At 35.8% G+C, this 21,995-nt stretch carries 19 protein-coding genes; all 19 read right to left on the bottom strand.

What is annotated here, in order from left to right; all coding sequences use genetic code 11:
* Positions 1–55 precede the first annotated feature (55 nt).
* The 19 genes from ACU8DI_RS01140 to ACU8DI_RS01230 all read right to left on the bottom strand — a co-directional run bounded on the left by ACU8DI_RS01140 (position 56) and on the right by ACU8DI_RS01230 (position 21,725).
* Positions 56–1,192, bottom strand: a complete 1,137-nt coding sequence (locus ACU8DI_RS01140; RefSeq protein ID WP_447110896.1) for a glycosyltransferase family 4 protein — start codon at positions 1,190–1,192, stop codon at positions 56–58.
* A 120-nt stretch (positions 1,193–1,312) separates the two neighbouring features.
* A complete protein-coding gene (gene wecB, locus ACU8DI_RS01145) occupies positions 1,313–2,401 on the bottom strand; it encodes a non-hydrolyzing UDP-N-acetylglucosamine 2-epimerase (protein ID WP_447110897.1) in 1,089 nt (362 codons plus the stop codon).
* Between the two features lie 23 nt (positions 2,402–2,424).
* On the bottom strand, positions 2,425–3,123 hold the full coding sequence (locus tag ACU8DI_RS01150; protein ID WP_447110898.1) for a WecB/TagA/CpsF family glycosyltransferase: 699 nt from the start codon (positions 3,121–3,123) through the stop codon (positions 2,425–2,427).
* Positions 3,113–4,318, bottom strand: coding sequence for a delta-aminolevulinic acid dehydratase (locus ACU8DI_RS01155; protein ID WP_447110899.1), 1,206 nt, complete (start codon positions 4,316–4,318; stop codon positions 3,113–3,115). Before ACU8DI_RS01155 ends, ACU8DI_RS01150 begins: the two co-directional genes overlap by 11 nt.
* Positions 4,308–6,446, bottom strand: a complete 2,139-nt coding sequence (locus tag ACU8DI_RS01160) for a bi-domain-containing oxidoreductase (protein ID WP_447110900.1) — start codon at positions 6,444–6,446, stop codon at positions 4,308–4,310. The genes ACU8DI_RS01155 and ACU8DI_RS01160 overlap by 11 nt, the downstream gene beginning before the upstream one ends.
* Before the next feature lie 4 nt (positions 6,447–6,450).
* Positions 6,451–7,680: an O-antigen ligase family protein gene (locus tag ACU8DI_RS01165; RefSeq protein WP_447110901.1), complete on the bottom strand. Its 1,230-nt coding sequence runs from the start codon at positions 7,678–7,680 to the stop codon at positions 6,451–6,453.
* Complete coding sequence (locus tag ACU8DI_RS01170) at positions 7,677–8,135, bottom strand: acyltransferase (protein WP_447110902.1); 459 nt, start codon at positions 8,133–8,135, stop codon at positions 7,677–7,679. Before ACU8DI_RS01170 ends, ACU8DI_RS01165 begins: the two co-directional genes overlap by 4 nt.
* Entirely contained in the window at positions 8,132–9,298 is a 1,167-nt protein-coding gene (locus ACU8DI_RS01175; RefSeq protein WP_447110903.1) for a glycosyltransferase family 4 protein, read from the bottom strand. The genes ACU8DI_RS01170 and ACU8DI_RS01175 overlap by 4 nt, the downstream gene beginning before the upstream one ends.
* Positions 9,288–10,412 (bottom strand): glycosyltransferase family 4 protein, encoded by a 1,125-nt coding sequence (locus tag ACU8DI_RS01180; protein WP_447110904.1) that lies wholly within the window; start codon positions 10,410–10,412, stop codon positions 9,288–9,290. Before ACU8DI_RS01180 ends, ACU8DI_RS01175 begins: the two co-directional genes overlap by 11 nt.
* A complete protein-coding gene (locus ACU8DI_RS01185) occupies positions 10,409–12,118 on the bottom strand; it encodes an asparagine synthase-related protein (RefSeq protein ID WP_447110905.1) in 1,710 nt (569 codons plus the stop codon). The genes ACU8DI_RS01180 and ACU8DI_RS01185 overlap by 4 nt, the downstream gene beginning before the upstream one ends.
* Positions 12,102–13,175 carry a glycosyltransferase family 4 protein gene (locus ACU8DI_RS01190; RefSeq protein ID WP_447110906.1) on the bottom strand — a complete coding sequence of 358 codons (1,074 nt, stop codon included), beginning with the start codon at positions 13,173–13,175 and terminating at the stop codon, positions 12,102–12,104. Before ACU8DI_RS01190 ends, ACU8DI_RS01185 begins: the two co-directional genes overlap by 17 nt.
* On the bottom strand, positions 13,159–14,337 hold the full coding sequence (locus tag ACU8DI_RS01195; RefSeq protein WP_447110907.1) for a glycosyltransferase family 4 protein: 1,179 nt from the start codon (positions 14,335–14,337) through the stop codon (positions 13,159–13,161). The genes ACU8DI_RS01190 and ACU8DI_RS01195 overlap by 17 nt, the downstream gene beginning before the upstream one ends.
* On the bottom strand, positions 14,315–15,454 hold the full coding sequence (locus ACU8DI_RS01200) for a glycosyltransferase family 4 protein (RefSeq protein ID WP_447110908.1): 1,140 nt from the start codon (positions 15,452–15,454) through the stop codon (positions 14,315–14,317). The genes ACU8DI_RS01195 and ACU8DI_RS01200 overlap by 23 nt, the downstream gene beginning before the upstream one ends.
* Positions 15,451–16,185, bottom strand: a complete 735-nt coding sequence (locus tag ACU8DI_RS01205; protein WP_447110909.1) for a sulfotransferase family protein — start codon at positions 16,183–16,185, stop codon at positions 15,451–15,453. The genes ACU8DI_RS01200 and ACU8DI_RS01205 overlap by 4 nt, the downstream gene beginning before the upstream one ends.
* A 1-nt stretch (position 16,186) precedes the next feature.
* A complete protein-coding gene (locus ACU8DI_RS01210; protein ID WP_447110910.1) occupies positions 16,187–17,287 on the bottom strand; it encodes a glycosyltransferase family 4 protein in 1,101 nt (366 codons plus the stop codon).
* A gap of 63 nt (positions 17,288–17,350) precedes the next feature.
* Positions 17,351–18,271 (bottom strand): sulfotransferase domain-containing protein, encoded by a 921-nt coding sequence (locus tag ACU8DI_RS01215; RefSeq protein ID WP_447110911.1) that lies wholly within the window; start codon positions 18,269–18,271, stop codon positions 17,351–17,353.
* Between the two features lie 7 nt (positions 18,272–18,278).
* The gene (locus ACU8DI_RS01220) at positions 18,279–19,289 is read right to left on the bottom strand and encodes a hypothetical protein (RefSeq protein WP_447110912.1); all 1,011 of its coding nucleotides are present in this window, start codon (positions 19,287–19,289) and stop codon (positions 18,279–18,281) included.
* Positions 19,282–20,268, bottom strand: a complete 987-nt coding sequence (locus tag ACU8DI_RS01225; RefSeq protein ID WP_447110913.1) for a GNAT family N-acetyltransferase — start codon at positions 20,266–20,268, stop codon at positions 19,282–19,284. Before ACU8DI_RS01225 ends, ACU8DI_RS01220 begins: the two co-directional genes overlap by 8 nt.
* A 14-nt stretch (positions 20,269–20,282) precedes the next feature.
* Positions 20,283–21,725: a lipopolysaccharide biosynthesis protein gene (locus ACU8DI_RS01230; protein ID WP_447110914.1), complete on the bottom strand. Its 1,443-nt coding sequence runs from the start codon at positions 21,723–21,725 to the stop codon at positions 20,283–20,285.
* Between the last annotated feature and the right edge of the window lie 270 nt (positions 21,726–21,995).

The raw sequence follows: 21,995 nt of genomic DNA on the forward strand, positions 1-21,995 counted from the left end.
ATTTTCTTGAATCAAGCTGTAAAGATAATCTATTTAATGCAAACTCAAAGTGGGCTTAGACTTGATTTGGTTTAGACATACTAGGCTTCAACTTTTTTTTTTGTCCAGCGAAACTTCGTTTTAAAAAGAATGGAAGATAATACAGAAGTGAACCGTAAATAAACAACAAACCAATTTGTGTGTTTAAGTTAAGGTGTAGCATGTTAAAGGCAATAAATATGATCAGCAAATTAATCGCCACCACGAGTAAAGTTGTTTGCACATGTGAAAATCCTGATTTTATAAATCTGTGATGAATGTGGTTTTGATCGGCCTCAAATGGACTTTTTTTCAATACCATGATTCTAATAATAAAAATCCTAAGAGTATCCATGAGTGGGTAAAATAACATGGCGATAGCTAAAGCTGGTGAGGCTCTGAAATATTCAGAATTGACATTTATTTGAGACTGACAGATAAAACTTATCGTAAAAAATGCTAATAGGAATCCAACAATCATAGATCCTGTATCACCCATAAATATTTTATGTTCCCTAGAAAAGTTATGTCTTAAAAATGCTACCAAGGCACCAATCAACGCCACGGATATCGTTGCTAAACTCAAGGCTCCTGAATTATAGAATAGTACCGTAAAAACGGCGCTAATCAACAAAGCTACACTACCTGCTAGCCCGTCAACACCATCAATTAAATTATACGCATTGATGATTAATATATATACGAAAAGTGTAAAAAAGATAGATATCCAATACGGCAATACGTCGACATCTAATATTTTAGAAAATCCAATAATTCGTGTATCTGTAAAAACAATTAACAATAGAGCCGCAAAAAGTTGTCCCAGAAACTTTTTACGTGCAGACAATACGGTTAAGTCATCCTTTAGACCAAGAAAAAACAAGATAGTTAAGGCACCCATCACCAATAGCAAGACCTTTGTGTTAAGCATAGCACCCACTAAAGTCATAACTACAACGATACTGAAAAATATGCCTATTCCTCCTAACGTTGGTGTTCTTCTAGAATGCATACTACGACTATCAGGCTCATCCATCAAGTGTTTTTTATTCGCAACGTACAATATTGTAGGAAACGTTTGGTATGCAATAACAAAGGCCAACACAAATGCAGAAACCAACCACACAAATGGTCTATTCTCTGGATTAAAGTTATCTATCAAAGTTTGAATCATAAAAAAAAAGTAACCAAATTATTGTTCAGATTACGGCTTGCAAGATACGAATTAATACAGTAATACCTTTAACTTCATTCGGTATATGCTTAACTCATTTAACAATTATCAATTTCGTAACTATTTGATAACATGGGCTTTCAAATTCTCAATGATTCGTTTTGAAGTTTGTCCATCCCACAACGGAATGTCTTGACCTTCTTTCCATTTGTTGTTAAAAAGACGATCTAAATAGGGTTTTAATTGTTCGGGTTTGGTTCCCACCAATTCATTTGTGCCAAGGGTAATAGTTTCTGGTCGTTCTGTATTATCTCTTAGAGTTAAGCATGGTACTCTAAGTACTGAAGCTTCTTCTGTGATGCCACCGGAATCCGTAATCACAGCCTTCGCCTTTTCTACCAAATAATTAAACTCTAAATAACTCAAAGGCTCAATCATGTGTAATCGCGGATGCTTAACGTTTAGTTTTTGTAAGATCTTAGCAGTTCTTGGATGTACTGGGAAAATGAGAGGCAAATTCTCTGAATGCGCAATAATTTCATCAATCATAGCTTTAAGCTGTGATTCTTCATCCACATTGGCTGGTCTATGAAGCGTCATCACTATATAGTTTTTCGCTTTTAAGTAGAGTTCGCTCCATACAGCAGGTTGCTTAAAGTTAGGTCGCTGCTTTAATAAGGTGTCTATCATGGTATTTCCGACAAAAAATATCTGATCATCCGCCACACCGCTTTTTCTTAAATTGGAGTTCGCTGTTTCCGAAGTCGTGAAAAAATAATTCGTAATACTGTCTGTCACCAATCTGTTAATTTCTTCTGGCATGCTCCAATCATCAGAACGAATTCCGCCTTCGACATGAGCAACTTTTGTATGCAGTTTTTGAGCGACCAATGCACAAGCCATCGTTGAAGTCACATCACCAACAACCAACACTAAATCAGCAGGATTTGCTAAAAGCTCCTTTTCGAATGCAACCATGATATTAGCGGTTTGCTCGGCTTGTGACCCTCCACTACACTCCAAATTTACATGCGGTTCAGGAATTTCTAATTGCTCAAAAAAACTACCAGACATGTTTTTATCATAATGCTGTCCTGTATGAACTAATCTATAATCTATAGTTTCCTGAGTCGTTTGTATCGCATGAATAATGGGTGCAATCTTCATGAAATTAGGTCGCGCTCCAGCGATAATGGTAACTTTATACATATTGAATTTTATTAGTAATACGTTTAATAACGATTGAGGTGCAAATTAACAAAAAAACGCACTAAATGAATTTGACGTTTGATTCTCGAAGGCTGACTCAATAAGCGATATGTCCATTCGAGATTATGATCAACCCACCATTTTGGGGCACGTTTGACATGACCTGTATAGACATCAAAACTACCGCCCAATCCTTGATAAACCGCCTGATGTGTTTGTTGGATACGTTCCATTAACTGTTCCTGCTTTGGAGAGCCCATAGCTACAAACACGACGTCGGGACCATGTAATTTGATATCAGCAATCAATTCTTGTTCCTCCTTTTCTGAACGAATATAACCATTCCTAAAATTACAAATATGTATTCCAGGATAGTCTTTATGAAGCTGCGCTACTGTGGCTTCAATAATCGCTTGTTTGCCACCTATCAAATAAAAGGACTTTGTCTTGTAATAGCTTTTGACTACATCTAACCACAATTCACAACCTGGTATTTTCACCACGTTTTTAACGCCTTTTTTCTTCAAGGCCCAAACGGCTCCAATGCCATCTGGGTAGCCTAGGTTTCGGTTAATCAATTCACGACTTTCTTCTGTGGCGTGCAGAATTTTTTCAGCATTAACAGCCACCATAATTTTATGATGTTCAAAGGCATATGACATTAATTCTTCGCGAGATTTCGGTGCAGATGTTATGATGCCATTTAAGGATTTAGACTCCATGATCTACAAGTTTTGTGCGCCATAAGTAATGTGCCATGGCATTAAACATAAAAGCATTGCTCCATCTCATATATGAAATCTTAGAACTTATTCCTTTTTTCAATTGATAATAAAAATAGCCTTTCTTATGCTGCATATTGGTTATAGTCCAATCCAAAACCTGATCTATCAATTCTTTATTTTCATCAAACATTTCGAGTTTAGAAAGCGTGACAATCACTTGTGCCGGACAGTGAATATCTATCGGATAGGTTTTGTGATTGTAATATTTCGGCATCCCATTAGGCTCAAAGAAATGCTTGATATAATAGGCCACACCTTTATCAATGCATGATTGGAAACTTTTATCATTAGTGCATAACTGGTATGTTGCTATGGCATCCAAATTAAATCCTGTATGAAAACTATCTTTCCAAGACTGTACTGGAAGCAATCCATAAATCCACGATCCATCGGCTTCTTGTAAGTCGCATGCAGCCACCACAGCTTTTTTTGCCAAATCGGCATGTGCTTTATTTTTTGTGTACTTATAAGAATAGCTCAATATTTTTGCACCCAATAACGAGGCATTAATGACCGTGTTGTTCCCATCCTTGACACTGTAAGAGAAGATGAGACCGTCACCATGAGGCGTTCGAGATAAGTCATTCGTCACAAAATTAGCAGCTGTCAAAGTTTCATTTAATAGCGCTTCATCCTTTGTAATTTCATAAGCTTCCAACAATGCTTCAACACAAAAACATGTCGCTACAACAGTTGGAGTGTGTTTTGGAAATAAAAATAAGCGTCTAGCTTGCCAATCAAAGTTATAGCCCCAAGCTGATCCAGAATAGCCTTTACTTCTAAGGTTGAGTAACAATTCAGACACCTCTTTGATTTGTTCCAAAAGCTCAGCCTTCGTCCCGAAGACTTCGATGCCATGTTCTGCCAGTCGATACAATCTACAATAGCCTAATAAAAAAAGGGCCACACCTTTAGCATTATGCTCCTTTGGAACTAAAAGTAGTGTTCTGAAATTAATCGGACTTCTTTTAAATCCTTGAATCCAGGCAAGTCTAGCCAAGTCCCAATGCTTTAAAGGTAAGGCTTGAAAAACTTTAGAATTGAGTCCGTCATAAGGATCCCATCCCTTCAACTTTTCATCCTCACAGTAAGTTTTAAGCTTGAGAAAACTGGATGTTACTTTATATGTCAACTTGTGCTCCTCCACTTTTTATTGATTCCAATACTTTAAAAGACGCTTTAGTGACAGCAACAATTTCTTCAAATGCTATTGGCGGATTTCCATCTTTAAGCAATCCATCTACAAAAGCCGTAACCATTTCTTTTTGTCCTTTATTCTGATTAAATAATTTCTTCTTTTTCGGTTTCCCTTTGCCATAGATTCTCAATTCTTTGAAATCATTAAGAGTTGCTGATAAACCTGCAGAAAACACCTCAACATACTCTTTTGTCATCGATTTAGACCCATTGGCATAATAACCAATAACTCCTGAAGAACCATTTTCAAATTGAATTAAAATATTGAGCGTATCATTTAATTGCTTAGCATCTGGCAGAGCCGTTGCTGATATTTTGATGGGCAAACTGCCATTAAGAAAGGTTAAATAATCTATGAAGTGACAGACTTCACCCAAAACACGACCTCCTCCAATTTCTAAATCCTGAATCCAATTATCTGACGGTATCGCACCAGCATTTATACGGTAAATCATCGTCATAGGATGGTTCCCAAAAGCCGATTTTAGTTTGACAGACAAGGGTGAGAAACGCCTATTAAAACCAACCATCACAGCTTTATTAGCTTTTGTTTGAGCTTCAATAATGCTGGTCAATTCCGATGCTTTTAAACATAAAGGTTTCTCAACAAAAACATGCTTATTGGCTTCTAAACTTTTTAATACGTATGGACCATGGGAATCATGTCTGGTCGCCACAAAGACGGTATTTGTTTTATCATTTAATATATCGGCCTCTTCAGTGGCACAGAATTGAAATTTAAATTTTTCAGCGACACGTTTGGATGTGGTTCCTGTGTTTGTAAGAACTCCAATTCGACCCACCTTGTCAGATTCTGGAATATTAGGCAATAAGTTCCCTTGAGCATAGCTACCAGCGCCTATAAAAGATATATTGATTTCTCCGAGTTTCTCTGTATCAGATGTGCTAATCTTTGTTTTTTCAGCTGGTTTGGCACTATCATATTTGAGAGCAATTCCCGTAAATGGTTCTGTCTTAGAAACCACTAAATCAAAAGCGGCTTTAGCGTTTTCGAAATCAAACTCATGTGTTGTGAGGTAATCTATGTTAATTTGATTCGTTGCAAGCAACTTTTGAAAGGCTTCCATGTTACGCTTTTCTGTCCAACGCACATACGGTAACGGATAATCAATACCTTTCTCCTCGTAATTTAAATCATAGCGTCCTGGTCCGTAAGAGCATGCCATTTTCAGTTCCAGCTCTTTTCGATACCAATAAGGGTCACGATCAAAACCAGTTGGCACAGCACCTAAAACAACCACCTTTCCTTTTTTACGAGCAATGGCACCAGCAAAATTTATAGGATCCAAACTTGACGTTGCTGCTGCAATGATGACCGCGTCCGCACCATGGCCATTTGTAAATTCTTGTATCTGTGTTTCAATGCCTGAGGCACTTCTCGTAAGACCTAAATCGACGACATTATTTTCTAAAGATTGCTTTACTGCGGCATCAGAAACATCTACTCCAATAACCCTAACTCCAGAAGCTTTCAGTATTAAAGCTGCTAATTGTCCGAGAAGCCCCAAGCCAATAATCACACAAGATTCACCCAGTCTTAAATCTGCCTGACGCACACCTTGCATAGAAATAGCGCCTAATGTATTATAGGCCGCATCTTTGAGATTAGCAGTTGCTTCCAATTTGACACACAGATTGACAGGTACAGAAACAATTTCGGCGTGATTCGCATAACCTGCACCTGCACAAGCGACCTTATCGCCAATTTCGAAGGCTGTAACATCTTCACCCACTTCAATAACTTCACCAGCACAACTGTAGCCTAATGGAGAATAAGCGTCTAATTTTTTCATGACAGCGCGATACGTCTGAATAGGACCTTGTTTTTTCAAGGTATCTATCACTTGCTTCACCTGTTGTGGTCGTTCTTTAGCTTTACCAATCAAGCTTTTTCGTGCCGCAACGACAGTAGATCCTTCAGTTCCTGCACTGATAATCGAATAATGGTTTTTAACGATTACCATGCCCTTACCTAATTGAGGATAAGGAACCTCTTGAATGATCATATCGCCAGAGCCTAGCTTTTGAGTTAGTTGTTGCATTTATTTATACTGTTTTTTTAATGAATAATTGAGGTTTTAATAACAGAGCGCCAAAGATACCCCAAACTAAAATATTATAATAATAATAGACCCCTGGAACTAAACCTATGCTATCAACAATGTACATTCCTATCAGCATCATACCAAATACCTTGAGCTTTTTATGCATTTTGAAGGTATTCGCTATATTTCTAAAAATAAAAACAACCAAAAAAAGCACACCAATGATACCATTTGCCATAAGCACTCTCAAGTACTCATTATGAACGGGTCTCGTGATCCCATCTCCTATCCATTGAAATATTAAACTTTGTTGATCTGTCCAAAACCGCCAATAATTCTCCCAAATGTAGCCTCTTCCCGCGAGTGTATATCGCGCATCTTTAACCTCACCTGATTGATAGCCAACTTCCTTACTAAACAACTGTTCCAAATTATCATAGACGGCATCTCCAAAAACCAAAAATATCACGGCAACGCCAATAATAATGGAAAAGGCTTGTTTGATCTTAGATTTCGAGAACACCAGTAACAAAACCATCCAAAGTCCCATAATACCCACAGCAGCTTTGCTGAAAACTGCATAAATCGAAACAAATGCTCCGGCTGTAAGTAGTATGAGAAATAGTTTTATAAACAGGCCTTCAATCTTAAATGTGGATTGGTATAATAATACAGAAAATAAAGTCATTAAGCCATAAAATCTTACAGGGAATGCGTCGTGATAAAAGCCAACATAACGCGTTAGACCAACGGTCTCTCTGTCTTGAAATACAACTCCTGTTTGAAGTTGATACATACTAACCAAGATAGGGAATATACCACAGATCATAATCGCAATCAGAAATTGTTTCAATCGTTTCTGATCATGAACTAACAGTGGAATAAGCATAAATCCAATATAAATATTCACACTCAAAATGAAGTTTTCTAAAGTTCCCATCGGATTGACGGCAATGGACCAAATAAGGCCTAAGGATAAGGCTACAATATATATTTTTGCTGTGCTCAACCAAGATTTGGGAATGACTTTTCTGGTTAAAATAATTTTGTAAAACAATACGGGTATCAAAACACCTTGAATAGACAACATAGATAATGGTCCAAACTTGAATTCCCAAAAGGCATCCATTATGGATTTTGTCGCTACTAAAAACAAAAAAGAAGCATATACTCCTTTTTGAAGCTTCGCCACGACCATCGTGAATAATATAAGCAATGGCACTAATATCATGTAACGTCCGTATGCTTTTTTGGTAGTGGCCTGTAAGGTTTTTCCAAGGTTTTTAAAATTTTTATCGGGTTACCTGCGGCAACAACACCTTCAGGAATATCCTTATTAACCACTGATCCTGCACCTATAATTGCGTGGCTTCCAATAGTCACATTACGCATAACCACCGTATTTACGCCAATGAACACATGATCTCCAATGGTCACGTATCCCGTACCATTATCGTCTGGATTTATAATATGTGCCGCACCATCATGAGACAATATATAGCATCCGTGCGTTATTAAGCAATGGTCACCAATTGTAACCTTACCACGACGCACATCAATTTTAGCTCCTAGGCTTATCATTGTGTTCTTACCGATAGATGCTCCAGAAGCACGTAGAAATGACATGTGCATAAATCGTAATACATTACCTAAATAATGGATGATTTTTCGGATGATGATTTTCATTTTGCTACGGTATTTAAAATGATTTGCTTAAAATCGTTCGCGATTTTTTCAATTGAAAAATTCGAAACGACATAGTCTCTATTAAAGGCTCCAATACTTCGGCGTTTTTCTTTATTTGCTAAAAGTCGTTTCAATGCATCTTCAAGTTGCTCTAAATTCCCTGGAATGCAAGCATAGCCATTAACACCATTTTCAAAAACTTCCCGATGCGCGCCAACTGGAGTATATACCGCTGGTTTACCCATCGACATCGCCTCCAAAAGTGATCTTGAAAATCCTTCAGAATAGGAAGCCGTCAAAAAGATATCTGTCGTTCTTAAATGTGTCATTTTATCGGCACCACTAATGATTCCTAAGTTGACATAATGGTCTTTATATTTAGAATTCAAAATTTGTGCTTCCGCTTCAAAAGGATCTTCATATGCAATTTTATCACCTGTAAATTGGTTATAAAAAACGCCGCGTTCACCCTTTCTTATATTTCCTGCAAAATAAAATCTCGCTTCTGGAAATTCTTGACAAATTTGAGGAATAATTTTTAAAATATCAGTATATCCCTTGGCTTTCGTCATGTGGCCCATTATTAAAATTTTTCCATTGTCTACCTCATCATCAAACTCAGACGTGTACTCTTCTACATCCATAGCTTGATAAAGTACAGCCATCTTTTCTTTCGGTAAGTAGGGTTCAAATTGATCATTAAGATAATTGGCTTGAACAATGCCACAGTCCACTTTCGACAAGCTATAGCCCACTAATTTTTTGATAACACTATTAAATTGTTGAAAATTGAGTTTAAAATGACTGCCTCTTAAATGAATAATCACTTTAGCACCAAATAACTTGCTTATTAAAATGGTCCAAACATCTCTTCCTATCCAACCTATTTGCGTGGGCGTAATGGGATAATAAACGCAATCAGGCTTTTTAAATACAAGTAACTTGAATAATTTTGAAAAGTAAATGAAAAAATTGGTGAGCATGGAAAAATCCAACTTCCCCTTCTTTGTATTGTCCGTTCTAAAATTGGTTCTTAAGAAATGGATTTCAAAAGCGTCATTTAAAGCTTTAGATTCTAGAAACTGTTGCATACTCAACTCTGGACCTGAATAAGGCGGAGGTGTTGGTCCAATAAATAATATGCGCTGTTTTTTATCCTTCATATAATAAACTCGACTTTAGTTGTTTTACCCACTGCTCAACAGACAGCATTTTACCTTTATCATAAGCATTGTTACATAAGGTAACAATTTGGTCTCTATCTTGTAATATGCTCTTAAGCTTAGCAACATCTTCATCCAAATGATCATCGAGTACATAACCATTGCTACCATGATCCAAATAACTCAATTCTGGCCCATGCTTATCCGCTGTCAATGTGATATACGGTCTACCGTAAGCAAACGCATGATTAATAGAAAGACCAGACAATCCAGGAACAAATACTAAGGTCGCTTTTTTCATTATGGGAGCAATGTCAGCTTCATCCACCAAAGTTCCGTGCCAATTAATATGGGCATTTGTCGCCATAGCAGTCTCTACAATAGCACGTTCCGGTCCGTCACCAATAATTTCTAATCGTAACTGAGGGAAGTGTTCTTGTAATGCTTCAAAATAAACGATGGCTTCTGAAATTCGCTTTGAGGCTATCAGCCTTCCTATAAAAAGTAATGTCAAAGGTTTTTCAGGTGGCAATTCAAATTGATAGTGTTTTGCAATTTCTGTGTCATCTACCGTATTGTTGGCCCAGAACGCCTTTTCAAATGAAATCAAATTTTGCCGAACCGCTTGTTGACAAGCATTTTCGTTATAAAAAATAACGCGGTCCAAATGTTTATTAAAAAACTTACTTAACCAACGATCTAAAAAACTGAGTAGACTCTGCTTAGATTTTAATTTGGCGTGATTGTAGGAAAAAAGTTGCACCTTTCTATGCTGACGTCTTAATTTCAAAACATATAAAAACAAAGGTAGATTCTTCTTCTCGGCAGGTAATAAGATCCAATCAAAATCAGCAAACATACGCTTAAGATGCTGTTTCACTTGTTGAGATTTCCCAAAATCCCTTTTACTCACGTCCAATTTCACATGTTTAAAACTCCAATTTTCTTCAATCTCTTGATCACCCATATTATCGCGTCCTGTTCCTGATAATATGGTTAAATTCACGGTTTCGTCTTCTGCCAAATGATTTAAAAATCTGGCTTTATAATGGTTGAAATTTGGTGCCAGCCACAACACCTTCAATGTCTTATTATGTGAAGATTGACGACTCATATTTGCGACATATTTTCATTCCAAATATGAAATGGTATTAGGCGTTCTGCATCAATAGTCTTGTCTGGCATGGCTTCCTTTAATTCATGATATGCCTCTCCCTTTTTTATTTCTTGCACTTGTTCCGCGATAAAACTCTTGCCAAGATCGGATTGCTTTAAATAACTGTAAGAATTCTGAAGACCAATTTTGGACAAATTCCAGTAGCCATCATCAATTTTCTGTTGTGCAGCCTCACGTAACACTAGTTTGGTTGTATTTCCACGAAGCTTTTGATCTACAGGAATACTCAAGGCTAAATTCACCAAATCATCTGACCAAAATTGTGGGTTTGAAACTATGCCTTGTTTTAATTGTAACTCATAAGGCGTATGAAAGAAAAATGTAGGTGTATAATACACACTGAAAAAAGAGAAAAACAACCATTTATCAATCGGATGATTTATCAATTTTAATTCCTTTGGTAATGCAATATCATGTAACAAGTTTTCGAAGTCCTCATCATACACCAATGTATTAGGCAATTTACGTTCTCCATAAAACTGAAAATTTTTATTGAATTTTTCAAAGTAAAAGCGCAGTTTTTGAGCTGTTGGATGCTTTATGATCTTCAACAGTTTTGCCATAAGGTGATGGGTATGACATGCTTTATGCATAGCATAGAATTTCAATATTTTTTTCAGTTGCACATATTTATTCATGCCCAAAAAAAGACGATCAGCACCATCACCATCGAACATGATGGACACACCATCGCTATGTGCTTGCTTATAAATAAAATTCAAAATCGAATTATTAAATCCTACAGGAAAACTAGCATGTTTACTAGCCTCGAGATAATTAGTCACAATATCTTCCGGACTTAAAATAATTTTCTTAGTCGTAAAATTCAACCGTTTAGATAAATAATCAACACGTTCAAATTCGTTATAATCATCTTTAAACCCTAAGGTATACGCATTAAACGACTTGCCGCACTCACTAATTTTTTGAGCCAAATATCCTGAATCTACACCTCCACTTAAGGCGATACCGATGTGTTCATAAGGTTCTAAAGTAGATTGGGTAGATGCTAAAAGAGATTGATCAATTAGGGTCATGTGATCCTCTAAACTCTTAGAACAATAGGCTTGATTGTTGTAAACCGTGTAATAACTCTCAATTTGCAAGTCTTCATTAGCATACTTTAAAGTTTGTCCGCCTGCCAAAGATTTTACATCTTCCAACAACATATGCTCAAATGCCGTAAATCCAAAATTATAATAGAATAACAGACCGTTTTTGTTAATGCGTTTTTTTTCGCCGCCTATATATTTCAACAACAATTCCAAGGAACTGGAAAAATAAAGGTTGTTATCTTGTAGGGCGTAAACTAAAGGGATTTTAGAATAATGATCAGTATGTAATTCAAGGGTATTATTAGTGTATGAGACATATACGAATTTATGATCTGCCTTGTGATGATCGAAAGTAGTCAAATTAAAATCACTTCCTAAGTCTAATCCACCAGTCCATAAAAAAGTTTGATCAGAATGATGAAATGTTCTCAGTTCTGAATCATTCGAATGGGTGGTAAATAGCGTAAAGTCACCATGATCAAAAATGGTGTTCAACCCTTTTAAATGTGATTGTTTAGGACTCGAATTACGACGAACACACCCTATAAAACTTGGAATACCTTTCATAAAATCAGTTGTGTTTTCCACTATTAGCTAAATTCAAATATACTTCCGCATATTTTTTTGTCATTATTTCTATTGTATATTTTTCAAAATACAATTGTTTCAAGTCTTTTTCTACGTTGACTTTCTCTAACGGATGATTCTTCCAATAGAGCACGGCATTCGCCATAGCTTCAACATCGTCCACTACAAGTGACGGAAAGTCTTGTTGTAAAATTTCAGTTGGACCACCAGAATCAGCCAAGGCTAAAACTAGGGTCTCGCTCATCATGGCCTCAAGAATGACTAACCCAAAACCTTCCATATCTGTCGTCATGAGATACAAATCGGAAGAAGCGATGATATCATAGGCATTTTCCTTGTAACCTAAGAAGAAAACCGTTTTATCTAATAAATCTCCTGCCATTGACTTCAAATTTGAAAGTTCTTTACCATCACCAATGACCTGCAATTTAATGGACGGATCATTTTTTAAAAGGTGCATGAGCTCTACTGCTAAACGCACGCGTTTCTTTTGCACGAGTCTTGCAGCAATCGTCAAAATAAAATCTTGATGCACTTCCACCTTTGGCTCTTTATAAGACAAACCATTGTAAATTACCAATTGATTTTTGTTATTGAGATTAAGATCGCTTTTTATCCATTCCGAAATAAAAATGACCATATTAATAAATTCCAAATAAAACTTCCCGAAGATTCGCTTTTGAATGAGATGTTTTATGGAGTTTTTTATGTTGGCAACTTGCAAAGTACTATGCTCTGTATACACCACCTTTTTTCTAGAGAACAAACCTATGGCTTGATACAACGTATATGGCCCGTGAAAGTGAATAATGTCTGTAGTTTTCATTATTTTGAAGATGACACTTATACGCTTAAAAAAAGGTAAATGATGTACCTTAATGATATTCACATTAGTGGGTAGTGTCTCTTTATCGACATCAACTTCATGAGTCGCTAACATCTGACATTGAATATTTCCGAGGGTATTCAACTCTTCAGAGAGATCCAAAATCAATTTCTGAATCCCTCCAAATGATGATAAGTTCACCACATGAAGTACTTTACAAATTTTTGGCATCTATCGTCGCTGTTAATTCTAGAAAACTATCTGTTAATTTTTCAATGGTATAATGTGACTTAGCAAAATCAACAATGGCATTTGATTTTGTGACATAATCAGGTGCACTAGACAGCCATCGCTCAATCGCTATCGTGGCTTCATCTACATTATCTACAACTGTTCCTAAGTTGTTTTGAGCAATCACATCATCAGGATCAAATCCAAAACTGATAACAGGAACGCCTCGCAACCAACTTTGGATATAAGTATTTGGAAAGCCATCACCACCAGGAGCGGATGTATTGACAAAGATACTTGCTTCAGAAAAATAGTTTAAAGCATCATCGAATGATAAATGCCCAGTGGTTTTTAGATCATTGGGTGCGTCTTTCAGAATGGAAGCCACATAGGCTTTATCACTATGTCCTCCTACCATTATAAAGTTATAATCTGTGTGCTCTAGACGCTTGGCTAACTCTACAAACATAGTTGGTCGCTTATGTCTTCCAAAATTAGCACACCACAATATGGTCTTTTTTTGAAATCGTTCGTTGGCTTCCAAAGTACGTTGTGGCTCAGGATGTCCAGAAATGAGCTTTTGGGAGTCTAATCCAAATTCTTTTTTCAATAAGGCTTCTTGTGTTTTATTTTGATGTAAGGCTAAATCGACATGGCTCATACCCTTATTTCGATACCAATCCATGATTTTGGCATTCATCAAGAATACATTGTATTTTAAAAACCCTAACTTTTTTACAGAGAAATACTTCTTGAATTTTGCCTGATGAAAATCCTTAAATGGCGACATATTATCTGTGCACACCCAGATGAACTGACACATGTTCTTTTTAGCAAAATTGCCTAACACATAGCTAACATTTGACGATAATCGTTGTAATATATAATCAGGCTGAATCTCTCTCAAAGGAGCTAGATATTTATTTTGATCTCGCCAAGGAAAGCGACCAGAAGGTCTCAACCAATACACAGAAACTTGACCAATAGTTTCGACGGTATCTACCTTGTTAGGCTCGATGGTCTGACAAATGTAGGAGACCTTGAATCCGCGTTTTGCCAATTCTTGAGAGAGATAATTCGCTTGCACTTCAGCACCTCCTCCTCTTTCTGTAATATGCCATGGCATGGCAAAAACAATACTACTTCCTTTCCGCATCGCCATTAAATAATTTTAAATAATCGTCTATGATGGTATCATTTGAGAACTGATGTTTGGCAAAAGATTTGGCATCATCAGCCATTTGTTTTAATTCTTCCTTATTCTTTAAAAGTCTATTCATTTGAGCCATTAATCGTTTTAAATCGCCATTAGCACAAAACCCGATATTGTATTCCGTTAGCCAATTATTAGGATTTGAGTTTAAGGAGAGTACTGGAACTCCCTGCAACATGGCCTCAATGAACGTATTTGAGACCCCTTCTCTATAACTTGTATTTACAAATAATAAAGATTTGGCAAAATAACGATTCACGTTTCCATAATCGATTTTTCCAGGTACTTTTATGCCTAAATTATTAGCTCTATCAATTAAAGCATTATCATGATCGCTGTAACCTCCAGCCATCACAAACTCAATATCTGAATGTTCAGATTTAGAAACCATTTCAAGAAATAATTCTGGTTGTTTTTCTTTGGACCACCTCGCCATCCATAACACCTGATTTTTGACCACCTCATCAGTTTCCGATGGCGCCAAATAATAACTATTTAAAACAAGGCCTTCACGTTTCAATAATTTAGAAGTCTGTTCTTTTTGAATTGTATTTTGATTCACTATGTAATCTGGTAGTCTCATACCTCGATTAATATAGTGATCTTCCCAGGCTTTCAATGGATATAATAAGGCTTTTTTAAGTAAGGATTTGGGAGCTTGCTTTAAGCGTTTCACATTTTTCCATGATTCTGCGCTATCGTCACCATTCGTTCCCCAAACGAATATTTTATCATGTTTACGAGCATAGGTTCCTGCCACGTATTGCAAGACATTTCGTCCTCTCACATATAAGGCATCGGGCTGGATGTTTTTCAATTGATTTTGATATAAAGGCATTAAGCGTTTCCATTCAAAAATGCCTTCTTTCATTATAATCCAATGGACATGAATACCCTCTATAATTTCTATTTCGGTGTTTTTTTCACCTTTGGTTGTACAGATATAATGTACCTCAACATCCTTCATCGACAGCGCCTTGGACAAGTTATATAATTGCACCAACGACCCATTAACGGGTGCCGTTTCATCACCCAAAAAAAACTGAGCTAAAACTGCAATCTTCATTCTTCGGAAACTTTTAAATAGTTAATCACATCGTCCTTAGTGACTTCGGTCTTATCAATAAAGTGTTGATGCACTTCCGATACTTTTTCCGAAGGTAAATTCAGCTCATGAATAATGGTTTTTATCTTGATTTTTGCAGCGCCATCATTGGAATGTGGATACGACATGTTTGGTTGTGAGACCTTTAGAAAATCACAAATATGTTGCCATTTATTCTCACTAGAAATATCTAAAACTAATAAATCGTCAGGTCTGTTTTTAAAATATTCGTAAACGTCCTTATGATGTGCCTCATAGGTCTTTTGGAAAATTTCTCTTTGATACGTTTTAGCTCCAAGGACGCGTTCTCTATATATTTTTCGCTTACCAACAACATTGTCTCTGTTGAAATTAGGCCATTTAGAACAACTCTCTAACCATGAATCCAAATCTCTCGTTGTGAGAATAAATTTAGCCTTGGGAAATTTTTTATCTAAACGCTTATATAATGGTATGACTGTCGCATCGGTAAAACAATTGTAATCATCCAGTTGTGTTCCTCTAAACCACATGAATCGTGACCCAATTAAACGCACCGAAGGATAATCTACCACTCTATAACCTAAAATAGACATGGCTTTCGCCAGAGACGTGGTTCCTGTTTTATGCATCCCTATACAGAAGACCTTGGCTTCTTTTTTAGGAAAATACCAAACATAGATTTCTTTTAATACATTAAAAAGTCGTTTCATCCTATTTTAGAGATTTGTATATATGAGCCATTTGTTCGGAAATATGCTCCCATGACAAATGAGCTATTGAATGTTTAATTTGTTCTTCATTAGATTTTAATGCGCTCCTATCCTCATAGAGTTGTAAAATGAATTGTGCGAGCTCATCTGCAGACTCCTTCTGCATGACCAAGCCTGTTTCTCCATCTTTGACAACATCTTTAACACCATGGCATTTACCAATAATAACAGGAATTCCACAGGCTAAAGCATCTGCCGTTGCACAGCTAAAAGCTTCTACATATGAACAGGACACAAATACATTGGCTGACCTGTAAGCATTAATCAAATCTGGGTAAGGCGGTTCATCATTAAAATCATGATTCTCAGGAATGGAACCTACTAAAACCACCTTATCAGTGACACCATATTTTTGTGCTAAAGTTTCAAGATGCTGTTTTGGTCCCACACACATACATTTAATCGATGTATAATCTTTTAATTTTTTTAAAGCTTCAAATAGCATTTCCATGCGTTTTATAGGCTTATTCCGACCTACAGAAATGAGGACAAAATCTTCGGGCTTCAAACCCAATTGAGGTCTGAGATCATGAAACGGAATCGCGTTCATCTCTTTAATTGCAATCCCATTGAATACAACGTCAATGCGATCTGGTTGCGCACCAAGATCTACCATATGTTGTTTGTTTAAACTACTCACAGCAATAAGCCTATCCGCATTTTTCAACACCTCTTTTATTTGATGCTTCTTGGCACTGTCGTTGAGAGCTCCATAGGTTATTTCCGATACAGTTTGAACGTCTGCCCCATGGGATTGTGCTACAAATGGTAAGTCAAATTGCTGACTTAAACGCATAGCATCATAACCACCACCATGTAACATTTGGCCGTGAAATACTTGAATCTTTTCCTTCTTTACCAATTGTTCTCGGTTCTTCTGAGCTAACCATGGCGTTAAAAAAGAGAAGCTCTTCGCGCGATAGCAAGGGTATGGATATTCGAAATCTGAAGGCACACCTCTTAATGTACCACAAGCCACGGAAGCATGAATACCATCCATCTCATTTAGATGTTTGGCCAAAAAATGGGTACAATATTCCATACCTCCCATTCTAGGGTAATGATTGTTTGTAATAAAACCAACATTTAGCATTGTTCGTAAATCTTAATTATTGTTATTGCAGTTATACCCTTTACTTTCCAAATCTAAATCAAGCAGTTGATTGAGCTCATGATTACTCGGACCGAATAAATGATTAATTCTAGCCAAGGTCTTTGGTTTTAAAAAACTAGTATTTCTTTGATTATAAAACATGCCGTCTAAAGTTTTACAGAGCTTTTCAATAAGAAATCTTAAAAAAGGAATTTTAATTGCCGGATAAGGGTTTAAGTTTTTGTTTTTTGAAAACTGATTGGACCATCTAATAAGATTGAGCGATTTGGTTGAAAAGCCTTTATTAACTTTTTGATTAAAATCAAAAGCTGTAAGATCTACCTCTAGCGCCAAATCTTCAGCAAACTGTTTTAAAAACTGTTGAGCATTGTCTTTAAAATCTTCATAAGCATAAACTTTCACATGAGATTTACCAAATAACTTGATATAGTAATTGATTTGCTTGTGATAATTAAAGTAATCTAATTGAAAACTTGGAATTGTTCTCTCGTGAGTGAAAATCCATTTTTCAAAAGGTGCTGTTCCACCTCTTTTTACATATTCTTTATAAGTTGAAACAATCGCTTGTCTTTGTTCTCTTATAAAAATGACAATAATGGCATTCGGAAACGTTTCTTTGAGTCTATCGGCAATGACTTTCGCATCATAACCACCAGTAAATGGATGTCCTGATAAACGTTCTCTTGACAACACTAGTGTGTCCTTATGTTGTTCAGAAAACAGCTCATGTACATCCCTCGAGGTCTTTTCAGGAGAGAAGTCGTAAGGTCTTGTTATAATCAGGTTATCATCTAAAGATGCGTTGGCTTGATTACTAAAAACCGTGTTCGTCACTTTTGGAAAGAACACCTGCTGAAACCAAGTTGTTCCTGTTTTGAAGTATCCAATATGAATAATGTCTCTTCTTTGCATCTTCAACTTAATTTAATTGTTTCTTATCGAATACATCCTTGAATTCAGAAAGTCCGATACCTTCCACATGATAAGTTTTAATAAGCCAATCGAGGTAACTGTCTAACCTATCAATGATTTTATCAATTTGCGATTGAACAAGACTGTAAGGGCTCATATCAATTTCAAACTCGTTACTATGAAACATGATGCATAAAAATAGGTCATTGTCGTTAGTCACTTTTAAATATCGATGTGTAAGATCCATCATGGTCTCCACATCAGAATAGGTAGGCCGTAACCATTGCGGTTTAGAAAAATTAGTGGCATAATTAAAAACAACATGCTCATAAGACTTATTTAATCTTATGCCTCTTTTAAGCCACAAAGGTAAGTTGGACAACTTATGGTTCATAACAGTGACGGGAACTTGCAATATTTCCATATCTCCTTTCCTTCGGAAATCAGTTTTTGACGGATAATATGGTTGATAAGGCGTACCAAAAAAATTGGCAACATTACCACTTACCTGATTCGTCCATTTCATATCAGGTGTCACGGAACTATCGACCGTATAACCTAACTCTTGAAGAAAACTTAAGGTATATGCACTAATTCCAAATCGACCTGCTCTAAAGGATAAGGGTTGATATCCAAAAGTATCTTTAAATAAAGTGGTCAAATTTTCTAATTTGGCTTTTTCTACTTCTGGAGAAAAATCATTTTGAAAATGACTCGTGTTGGTACACTCAAAATTAGCTTGAGGCTCAATTAACTCCGCATGAAGGTGTGTTCCCAATTCAACAGAATCACCAAAACTTTTAAAAACGTCTACAGATTTTTCATCTCTCATAATTTCAGGACTTAATAAATAAGTCGCCTTAACATGATGTTTATCAAAAATTGGTTGCAGAGTATGCACCACTCCATTATAAATATTTTTAAAGGATAAAGGTTGTTTTAATTTCCATTTTTTGCCTTTATCACATTCGGTATCTATGGTGACCGCTAAATATATATTTGGTTTTTTTTTATTCATTTTTATCAATTCTCATGTAATGCATGTTCTCAAGGTACAAATTAGACAATTTAAAATCTGGATTTGTAATATAAATTAATGCACTATTATCTTGATGCGACATGTCATATTTGTGCGAGATTAATTCGTTTTTATAGGCTGCAAAATTATTGTGTGAGGCATTTATTTTATGAATGGCTTTGTGATTAATTGCTACGGCGTCTACATAGGTTAACAAGCTATCAATATCCTTAGAATTGGATGCTAATAAATCCATAATATATAAACGATTATCCGTGATTTTTAAAACGACAACACCATTAACGATATCAGCATCATTAAAAACACCATACACATGATAAGTTCCGGTAGTTTCATCCAACCGCCATTTCAAATAGTTGCTATTTTTATCGAATGATATCTCAATGTCCCCTTTATGCTGTGCGTAGTATTTGGCATAATCATCTAAAGTAATAGGTTTGACAGCATGCGTTTTTGGCAACGATAAACCTACGATCGCCAATTTTGTCAGATTATATAATTTTAAAAGCGGATGATTATATCTGATACGTTTGGAAGCTTTCAGTGTTGTAAAAAAGTCTTCAAAGCCTAATTTAAAAAGTGCTTTTCTTGATTTTTTATTACCAGTACTATAGACGAAATCGATATTATGTTGTTGACTGAATTGGTTGATGTGACTGAGCAGTTTTTCAAATAATCCCAACCTTCTATAATCCTTATGCGTAGCACCATCACAAAGAAGTCCAAATCGATGTGTATGACCCGAAACGAACATTTGATGCACAATCACTTGCGTGGTAGCAATACATAATTGATCATGAAAAATACAAAACGTATACTCTTCCAAATGATATTGACCCTCTAAATCATGCTTCCATTTAAAATAATCCAAATCTCCCTTAAAACTTGTTAATAACAAGTCCAAACATTGGTCTACTTGGTCTTTCGATGTCTTATCCAGAAGGGTTACCTGATACATAAAAACTTCAATAATTAGTTATTTACTTTCTTAATTTTTAATTTCAAAAGTAATTGCTCGAAAAGGTCTCGTTTCAATTGTCTCAACGTCACCACAAAAATAACGGACCCTAAGATCAATTGAATTACCAAACCTAAAGACGCATTCACGCCTAAATAATTGATACTATAAACAGGGACGAATATGACTATTGCTATAAATATAGCCTCTTTTATGGCTGATAAAGCTGCATTTCTTTGTTCCAATATCTTATTATAATGCACAGAAGTATATATCCAACCAAACATAGCTCCTATTAAATATCCGAGTATTAATCCATAAATGCCATAGTCTTGCATTAAAAGATACATGATAGGCAATGACCCTACAACTTCAACTATAGTAGAAATGAATATGACACGTGACTTTCCTTTAGCAATGATCGCACTTCTCAATATATGAGATAAGCCTCTTAATAAACCGACCACGGCCAAAATCAATAAATAATTACCTGCTTCTTGCCATTTATCACCATAAAATGTAGGAATCAAATTTTTACTAATCGCCATCAGCATGACCATAAAAGGAATAAAGAGTAATGAGGTTAGGTTAAGTGCTTTAGTATAATTAGTCCTAAATTTTTCAACATGATATTGCAATTTCGAAAATCCTGGTGTTAGGACATTTGTGAGTACAGACTGTATTTTAGTCGCAGGGACAATAGCCAAATTGTAGGCTATATTAAATAATCCCATGATTTCTTTACCTAAAAATCGGCCAGTGAGTAAACCAATCATGTTTTCTGCAAAGAAATACACGATGTGAGCACCCAACATATTTATTCCAAAATTAAAAAATGGTTTGATTCCTTTAAATTCGGGTTTCGTAGGTAACCACTTGCCGAAATAAAAAGATAGAGCGCCAAAAAGAATTCTTTGGATGATTAACCTCCAAACTAAGGACCAAACGCCAAATCCATAAAGTGCCATGATAATTGCAATAATATTTGAAAGAACCATTGAGGTAATCTCGGCTATTGAAAACCCTTTAAAGTCCATGCGCTTACGCAAAAGAATATTAGGAAACTGAAATGTTTGCAATACAATTACGAATCCCAATGCTTGAATCACAGGTTCCAATCCAGGTTCTTCAAAAAATGCAGCCGCTAAACCAGAACAAAAATATACAATGGTTGTTAACAGAATATTTAGTGCTAACTGTATGTAAAATATCGCAGAAATTTGTCCTTTGGTAATTTCTTGACTCTGAATGATGGCGGCTCCAAAACCTATACTCGTTAAGGCTTTCACAAAGCGATTGACTATAAGTGCCATTGCCACCAAACCAAAATCACCTCTCGTTAAAAGTCGCGCCAAAATGATGGTAAAAACAATCTGTAAGATCTGCTGAGCAATATCTGCACTCCCTCTCCATGCTAAGCCACTAACAACTTGTTTTTTTAAAGATTTTTCAGACACTACGTGATATATTTTGGGGTATAACTAGTTTAAGTCGTCAAATATATTCCAAATAAAAGACGTCCTCTAATGATAATTAGATTATTTGTAACTCAATAAAGGACTTGCATAATTTTTGTAAGAAATTTATTACTAATGAGAAACTTAAGTCTTTAAATTTTAGTCAATTTACACTAATCCTAATATCTTTTAGTATATTTGACATCCCATAAGAATTTACGTTTTTGTTTGTATCAATAAGCAAATAAAGACAGAAAAATAATAATATTT

The organism is Psychroserpens sp. BH13MA-6 (assembly GCF_052983595.1).